7 protein-coding genes and 1 pseudogene are annotated in these 7782 nt (G+C 68.6%); 7 read left to right on the top strand and 1 reads right to left on the bottom strand.

Features of this window, described 5'->3' with window-relative positions; genetic code table 11:
- From VGC18_RS13390 to VGC18_RS13360, 7 genes and pseudogenes are all read left to right on the top strand, one after another.
- Positions 1-336, top strand: a pseudogene (locus tag VGC18_RS13390) (PAC2 family protein); the annotation flags it as partial.
- A 58-nt stretch (positions 337-394) separates the two neighbouring features.
- The gene (locus VGC18_RS13385; RefSeq protein ID WP_331098201.1) at positions 395-1738 is read left to right on the top strand and encodes an MFS transporter; all 1344 of its coding nucleotides are present in this window, start codon (positions 395-397) and stop codon (positions 1736-1738) included.
- 224 nt (positions 1739-1962) lie between these two features.
- Complete coding sequence (locus VGC18_RS13380) at positions 1963-3303, top strand: RNA polymerase sigma factor (RefSeq protein ID WP_331098199.1); 1341 nt, start codon at positions 1963-1965, stop codon at positions 3301-3303.
- Positions 3296-4594 carry a MurT ligase domain-containing protein gene (locus VGC18_RS13375; protein ID WP_331098196.1) on the top strand — a complete coding sequence of 433 codons (1299 nt, stop codon included), beginning with the start codon at positions 3296-3298 and terminating at the stop codon, positions 4592-4594. Before VGC18_RS13380 ends, VGC18_RS13375 begins: the two co-directional genes overlap by 8 nt.
- Positions 4591-5334, top strand: coding sequence for a cobyric acid synthase (locus VGC18_RS13370; RefSeq protein ID WP_331098194.1), 744 nt, complete (start codon positions 4591-4593; stop codon positions 5332-5334). Before VGC18_RS13375 ends, VGC18_RS13370 begins: the two co-directional genes overlap by 4 nt.
- Positions 5331-6314 carry an alanine racemase gene (locus VGC18_RS13365; protein ID WP_331098192.1) on the top strand — a complete coding sequence of 328 codons (984 nt, stop codon included), beginning with the start codon at positions 5331-5333 and terminating at the stop codon, positions 6312-6314. The genes VGC18_RS13370 and VGC18_RS13365 overlap by 4 nt, the downstream gene beginning before the upstream one ends.
- Positions 6311-7432 carry an alanine racemase gene (locus VGC18_RS13360; protein WP_331098190.1) on the top strand — a complete coding sequence of 374 codons (1122 nt, stop codon included), beginning with the start codon at positions 6311-6313 and terminating at the stop codon, positions 7430-7432. The genes VGC18_RS13365 and VGC18_RS13360 overlap by 4 nt, the downstream gene beginning before the upstream one ends.
- An 88-nt stretch (positions 7433-7520) precedes the next feature.
- Here VGC18_RS13360 and VGC18_RS13355 read toward each other — a convergent pair whose 3' ends face one another.
- Positions 7521-7751, bottom strand: a complete 231-nt coding sequence (locus VGC18_RS13355; protein WP_331098203.1) for a DUF7455 domain-containing protein — start codon at positions 7749-7751, stop codon at positions 7521-7523.
- Positions 7752-7782: the final 31 nt, after the last annotated feature.

Genomic DNA, 7782 nt, shown 5'->3' with positions numbered 1-7782 from the left:
CACTACCTCGCGGACACCGAATATCCGGATGCCGCCGTCAAGGGCCTCGAGGTCATCGGCGCGGCGACGGGCCTCATCTTCCCCACCGATCGGCTTCGCGATGAGGGACGCGACTTCCTCACGAAGATCGACGCGCAGGTTGAGACCAACCAGGAGCTGGCCAGGCTGGTCAAGGCGCTCGAGGAGCGTCACGACTCCTACATGGCGGGCAATCCGCTCCGGTCGCCCCTCACCGACGTCGACGGCGAGCTGCCGTCCGCCGACGAGATCGCCGCGGAACTGGAGAACTTCCTGGCCATCCGCCGCAACGGCGACGAGGAACCCCCGCGTCTCTAGCGGTCGTGCCCAGGCGGTCGCGCCGGTCAGTCGCCGTGGGCGGTCTACTGTTTAAGGCGTGAACTCCCGGCGCTCCTGGCTCATCTGGGGCGTCGCCCTCTTCGCCTATATGGTCGCCGTCATGCAGCGCACCTCCCTGGGTGTCTCCGGCGTCGAGGCGACGCATCGCTTCGACGTCTCCGCCTCCGCGCTGTCGAGCCTGGCCGTCGTGCAGCTCATCGTGTACGCGGCGCTGCAGATCCCGGTCGGGGTCGTCCTCGACCGGGTCGGCCCGAAGCTCCTCATCGTGGCCGGGGCGCTGTTCATGGTCGGCGGACAGATCGTGCTGGCCACCGCGCCGACGATCGGCGTCGCGATCGTCGGGCGCATCCTCGTGGGGGCCGGGGATGCGACGACCTTCATCTCCGTCATCAGGCTGCTGTCCTCGTGGTTCAGGGGCCGATTGCTGCCGCAGGTGTCGCAATGGACGGGCAACGTCGGCCAGCTCGGTCAGGTGCTCTCCGCCATCCCGTTGTCCTTCGTCCTGCACAGATACGGCTGGTCTCCCGCCTTCCTCTCCGCCGCGGCGCTGTCGGCGATCGCCTTCGTGCTCGCCGCAGTGCTGCTGTCCAACGGCCAGAGGGACGCGGCGATGGGGGACCGCGTCACCACCTGGCCCGGGGCGATGAGGCAGCTCCGCGAGGCGCTCGGGCGTCCCGGAACCCAGCTGGGCTTCTGGTCGCACTTCGTCACGCAGTCCTCCGGCACGGTGTTCACCCTGCTCTGGGGCTTCCCGCTGCTCACGGCGGGACTGGGCTACAGCAGCGAGACGGCCTCCGGCCTGCTTACCCTCACGGTGGTCGCCGGCGTCATCGGCGGCCCCATCCTCGGCATCCTCACCGCGCGATTCCCGCTCCGTCGCTCGAACCTCGTGCTCGGCATCGTCGCGTTGCTCGGGATCGCCTGGACGCTTGTGCTCGCCTGGCCCGGCCACCCGCCCTTTGTGCTCGTCGTCATCCTGGTACTGGTGCTCGGGGTCGGCGGACCCGGGTCGCTCATCGGATTCGACTTCGCCCGCACCTTCAACCCGATGCGAAGCCTCGGCTCCGCCAACGGCGTCGTGAACGTCGGCGGGTTTCTCGCGAGCTTCGTGATGATGTATCTCATCGGGCTGGTGCTCGACCTGGTCAATCAGGCGCGGGTCGCCGCGGGCGGCGCGAGCGACCTGTTCGCCTGGGACTCCTTCCGCCTCGCCATGCTCGTGCAGTATCTGGTCCTGGGGATGGGAGTCCTCTTCCTGGTGCACGCGAGACGTCGCACTCGTCGCCGGATGCATGAGGACGAGGGAATAGAGGTGGCACCCCTTTGGGTTACATTCGTCAGATCACGCAGGCGGCGCAGGACCGAACGGCAAAAGATATAGCTTTCTTGGACGATTGGCAAGGGGTCACTGCAAAGCGTGCAATAATTGACGTAAGACCCGTTCAGGTTCGCTCGGTTTCGTCGCACATGTGGTGCGCGACGAAATAGGACTTGACATGGGTCTTAGTGCTGTCGAAAAACGCTTTGTGCGTCGACAGCAGCCCATATCGCAGGCCGGCCCAGCCAGGTCAGGACTGCTCCATATTCGATGCGAAAGGTGTCCACATGGCCGCCCGAACCAAAGCCGCAGCACTCGCTGATCCAGAGGCCGTCGAAGAGGTCACCGTCGACCCCGAGGCCACAAAGCCCACCACCGCCACGAAGAAGCCCACCGCCAAGGCGCAGGCCAAGAAGCCTGCCGCCAAGAAGGCCGCGGGCGGACGCGCAGCGAAGGCCGTCGACCCCGATGAGATCGATGTCGAAGACGTCGCCGACGTGGAGGTCGACGATGACGTCAACGTCGATGTGGTCGTCGCGGTCGACGATGTCAAGGACGTCGACGAGGTCAAGGACGAGGCCGACGCGGACGACAAGGACGAGAGCGACAAGGACGAGAAGGAGAAGGACGAGGTGCTGCCGAGCGGCGCCCTGGTGCTCTCCCTCGTCGACGACGAGGACGAGGTCCCCGTCTACTCCTCGGCGATCACCGGCGCCACCGCCGATCCGGTCAAGGACTATCTCAAGCAGATCGGCAAGGTCGCGCTGCTGAACGCCGCGGAGGAGGTCGAGCTCGCGATGCGGATCGAGGCCGGCCTGTTCGCGGAGGACAAGCTCTCGCAGATGTCTCCGGCCGAGCTCAAGTCCCAGCTGGGCCGGGAGCTGACCTGGGTCGCCAAGGACGGCCAGCGAGCCAAGAGCCACCTGCTCGGGGCGAACCTGCGTCTTGTGGTCTCCCTCGCCAAGCGGTACACGGGAAGAGGGATGCAGTTCCTCGACCTGATCCAGGAGGGCAACCTGGGCCTGATCCGTGCCGTCGAGAAGTTCGACTACACGAAGGGCTTCAAGTTCTCGACCTACGCCACCTGGTGGATCCGTCAGGCGATCACCAGGGCCATGGCCGACCAGGCCAGGACCATCCGCATTCCCGTGCACATGGTTGAGGTCATCAACAAGCTGGCGCGGGTGCAGCGGCAGATGCTGCAGGACCTGGGCCGCGAACCGACTCCGGAGGAGTTGAGTCGCGAACTGGACATGACCCCGGAGAAGGTCATCGAGGTGCAGAAGTACGGCCGAGAGCCGATCTCCTTGCACACCCCGCTCGGCGAGGACGGCGACAGCGAGTTCGGTGACCTGATCGAGGACACCGAGGCCGTCGTCCCGGCGGACGCGGTCGGGTTCACGATGCTGCAGAAGCAGCTCGAGTCGTTGCTCGATTCTCTGTCGGAGCGTGAGGCGGGGGTCATCCGCATGCGCTTCGGCCTCGGCGATGGGATGCCCAAAACGCTCGACCAGATCGGGGACACCTTCGGCGTGACGCGTGAGCGCATCCGTCAGATCGAGTCCAAGACGATGGCGAAGCTTCGCCACCCGTCCCGGTCGCAGTCGCTGCGCGACTACCTTGAGTAGAGCGGTCGGCTGGAGGCTCGTCTTCCCGATCCTTGTTGGCAAGGCCCTGCGTGCCCTCGCGCGAGTTCGGGGCGGCGGTTCCGCCTTCCCCGGCTGGTTCGTGCTGAAGCTTGCGCCCACCTTCATCGAGAGCGTCACCTCGCAGCTGTCGCATGGCGTCGTCGTGGTGCTCGGTTCCAACGGCAAGTCGACGACGACGAACATGCTCACCGGCATCGTCCGCGCTCACGGCCTGCGTGTCTTCACCAACCCCAGCGGCGCCAACCTGCCGCAGGGCATCGCCTCCTCGCTGCTCGGCCAGGTCTCCCTGACCGGCAGGCTGCCGCACGACATCGGAGTCGTCGAGGTCGACGAGGCCTTCGGGGTTGTCATCTGCCAGGCCCTCAAACCCCGTGCCGCGGTCGTCCTCAACGTGCAGATCGACCAGATCTACCGCCTGTTCGAACCGGAACGGGTCGCGGGGATGTTCCGCGCCATCGCTGGAGAGGTCGGCGAGACGATCGTGCTCAACCGGGAGGACAACTTCCTCTCGACCCTCGGCGACACGCTGGAGGCGGAGGGACGCCTGGCCGTCCAGTGGTTCGGCACGGCCTCGCAGGTTCTGGCCGACGCGCCGCACGGACAGGTTCTGGCCCGCGACTACGCTCACGAGGATGTCGCGCGCCCATCCCGCGAGGTCCTCGCGGAGGTCACCGCATCGCGCGGCACCCTGGCCGCGATCTCCTGGAAGGGACGGCAGCACGAACTCCGCCTGTCCGCCAGGGGACTGCACAACGCGGTCGACGCCGCCGGCGCGATCACCCTGGCGGCCGCCGATCTCGGCGACGACTTCCGGATCGACACGGCGCTGACCGCGCTGGAGTCGCTCAAGACCGTCTACGGCCGCGGCGAGGCGATCACCGTCGGCGATCGCGTTGTCGAGATCCTCCTGATGAAGTCGCTCGCGAGCCTCCAGATGAACCTCGACGCGTTGGAGGCGACCCCGGACTCTGTGCTCATCGCCTTCGACGAGCACAGCCGCGACCCCTCCTGGCTGTATGCCGCCGACCTGTCGGCGCTGGCCCACGTGGACTACGTCTCCGGGCCAAAGGCCGTGTTCATCGCCCTGCGGCTGGACTATGCGGGCATCCCCTACGATCATGTCGAGCCGACGATCGAGAAGGCCGTGCAGGCGATGCTCGACGGTCCGCGTCCCGCCTCTGGCAGGCACACCATGCTGCTCGACTACGACCAGATGATCCTGGCACGACGGCATCTCGGATACCGCGATCTCGAGGCGGACGCCGCATGAGCGACCTCACTCTGCTCGAGCTCTATCCCGGTCACCTCATGATGAACGGGGACATGGGCAACGCCGCGGTGCTGAAGCGCCGCGCGGAACTCGCCGGCCTCGGCCTCACGATCGTCGGCCACGATCCCGGTGACGCCCTTCCCGACTCGGTGGACGTCGTCTCGATCGGGACCGGACCGACCTCCGCGCAGGTCGTGGTCACCGAGGATCTTGTTGTCATTGCCGCACGGTTGCGCGAATGGGCGGCGGGGGGCCTGCCCATCATCGCGGTCAACGCGGGGTTCCATCTGCTCGGCCGCTCGCTGACCCTGCCGGATGGCACCGTCCTCGAGGGTGCAGGGCTGTTCCCCGTCACGACGCTGCCGCGCGCGGAGCGCACCGTCACGGACGCGTTCGTGGTGGACACGACCCTCGCGGGCCGGATGATCGGAATCGAGAACCAGGCGGTCGCGGTCTCCCTGCACGACGGCACCACCCCGCTGGGGGACGTCGTCACCGGCCGCGGCAACGACGGACGGGTCGAGGGTGCGAGGGTGCTGGAGGCGTTCGGCACCCACCTGCACGGCCCGGTGCTCGCGCTCAACCCCTCGTTCGCCGACCACCTCCTGCGCGTTGCCGCGGAGCGGGCCGGCCTCGTCTACCGGACCACGGACGCTCACTCCCGGATCGACGCGGTCGCCCGCGAGGCGCGAGGCATCCTCGCCAAGGCCGCCGGCATTCCGCTGGACCGACCGGAATGACGGCTGAGTCCGCGAGCGTCCCTGCGGCGCCGTTCCGGGAGATCGAGCTGGACCTCGACGCGCTGGCGGCGAACGTCGCGCGCTTCCGCGAGCTGACGGATGGCGCGCCGCTGTTCGTGGATCTCGGCGCGGATGCCTGGGGGCACGGGCTCGCCGTCATCGCTCCCGCTCTCGTTAGCCTGGGGGCCGAGGCCTTTTTCGTCTCCCGCCTCGATGAGGCCGAGCGGCTGCGTCCCCTGACGCCTCGCACGCTCATCGTGACCACCCAGCACTCCATCGATGAGGACTTCCGCCGCGCCGCCGCCCTCCGGGTCGCGCCGCTCGTGCGGAGCCCTGCGGAATACCTCCGGGCCGTCGCGGGTGGGGTGGACGGTCTTGTGCTCGCGGAGGACACCGGTTCCGGCCTGCCCGGCCTCGGCGCGACCGATCTCGCGACGCTCGGTGAGGATGCCAGGCGACGGGGTCTGGCCGTCCTGCTGGACACGGAGTTCCCCGCGATCGGAGCCGAGCTGCTCGGTCTCAGCGAGCGGGAGCTCGACGTCTCCGAGGACTTCCGTCCGGTGTTGCGGCTCTGGGCGCCCGTGGCGGCCACCAAGCGTGTGCACGCCGGCGCAGGGGTGTCCTACGGATACACCTATACGACGACGACCGAGACGACGCTTGCGCTCGTGACCCTCGGCTATGCGGACGGCCTGGACCGCGCGGCGGGCAATCGGGGCAGGATCGCCATCGCGGATCGCACCGTGACGATCGCGGGACGGGTGGCCATGGATGCCTTCATGGTTGACCTGGGCGACGTGACCGCGCCGCCCCTCGGCACGCCGGTCACCGTCATCGGCGACCGGGAACACGACGAGCCGACCGCCTTCGATCTTGCGGGTTCGCTCGGCACCGTCAGTGCCGAGATCACCACCCGGTTGAGCGCCAGACCGCGGCGACGTGGTCGCTCGGCCGGGACCGACGGGACGGGGGCCGCATGATCCGCCCACCGATCGAGGCCGTCATCGACCTCGACGCCTTCGGTGCGAACGTCACGCATCTGCGTGCCACCGTCGGGCCCGCGCGGCTCATGGTCGTGGTCAAGGCCGACGCCTACGGCCACGGGCGTGTTCCGATCACCCGGGAGGCGGTCCGTCGGGGCATCCGCGACATCGGGGCGCTGGACCTCGAGTCCGCCATCGCGCTGCGCGAGAGCGGTCTCGCCGACGACGTCGCGATCCTCGCCTGGCTGCACCAGCCCGGCGCGGACTTCGCCGCGGGCATCCGCGCCCACATCGACCTCGGTGTCTCGAGCCCCGCGGAACTCGAGGCCATCGCGACGGCCTCCGCCCGGCTGGCGCAGACGGAGGGTCACGCGTTCGTCGCGCCGCGTCTGCACCTCAAGCTCGACACGGGGCTGCACCGCAACGGAGCGACCGCCGAGGTCTGGCCGCAGCTGGTCACCGCGGCCGTGGACGCCGAGAGGGCGGGGCTCGTCCGCGTGCACGCCGCGTGGACGCACATCGCCGAGGCCTCGGAGGAGGAGGACACCCTCGCCCTCGAGCGTTTCCTAGCCGGGGTCGCGGTCGCCCGCGAGCTCGGGGCGGACATCCGCCTGCGGCACCTGGCGGCGAGCTCGGCCGGCCTGCGGCGCGCGGATGTGCGGCTCGACCTCGTGCGCATGGGCGGCCACTGCTGGGGGATCCCCTCCTTCGACGGGGTCACCCCCGCCGACATCGGCCTCGTGCCGGTCATGACGCTGCACGCGCAGGTGCTCGGCGTCCGGACGACCGAGACGGGATCCGCGAGCCTGTACGTCGGCGCCGGATACGGCGACGGTCTCCCGCGCCGCCTCGCCGGCAGGGTGGCTGTTGCCGTTCGGGGGGTCCGGTTCGCCGTCGTCGCCGTCGAACGCGACCACCTGGAGCTCACGGCCAGTAAGGACGACGTCCGCGCCCTGGGCATCGCGACCGGGGACGACGCGGTGCTGTTCGGCACGGGAGCAGAGGGCGAGCAGACCGTTCGGCAGTGGGGCGACCTCACCGGGACGCTGGGTGACGAGATCACGACGAGGATCGCCGCGCGTGTCCCGCGACGCTACATCGGGGGCTCCGTCTAGGTCGCGGCGGCGCCTGCGACGTCTCTCCCTGCACAGAAAACTGCCCCCGGCGAACCGGGGGCAGTTGGAGGTCTGTCGGTGAGGAGGCTCAGTTGCTCTGCAGCAGTCTGGCGGACTCGTCGTGCCATTCGCTGGCGACGGCCTCGAGCTTCTCCTGGTACTTCTTGCCGTGGTGAGCGCAGAACAGCAGCTCGCTCGATCCGATGGCTACCCGGATGTACGCCTGAGCGCCGCAGCTGTCGCAGCGGTCGGAAGCCGTGAGCTGGTGGCTGGATTCGAGCTCGTCGAGTGCAGTCGTTTCGGGTGCGATCTGTGACATGAGATGCTCCTCCAGTTCCATGAGCGGAAAA

The organism is Lacisediminihabitans sp., assembly GCF_036404185.1.
GTDB lineage: Bacteria > Actinomycetota > Actinomycetes > Actinomycetales > Microbacteriaceae > Lacisediminihabitans.
This window is presented reverse-complemented; position numbering and strand designations above follow the sequence as displayed.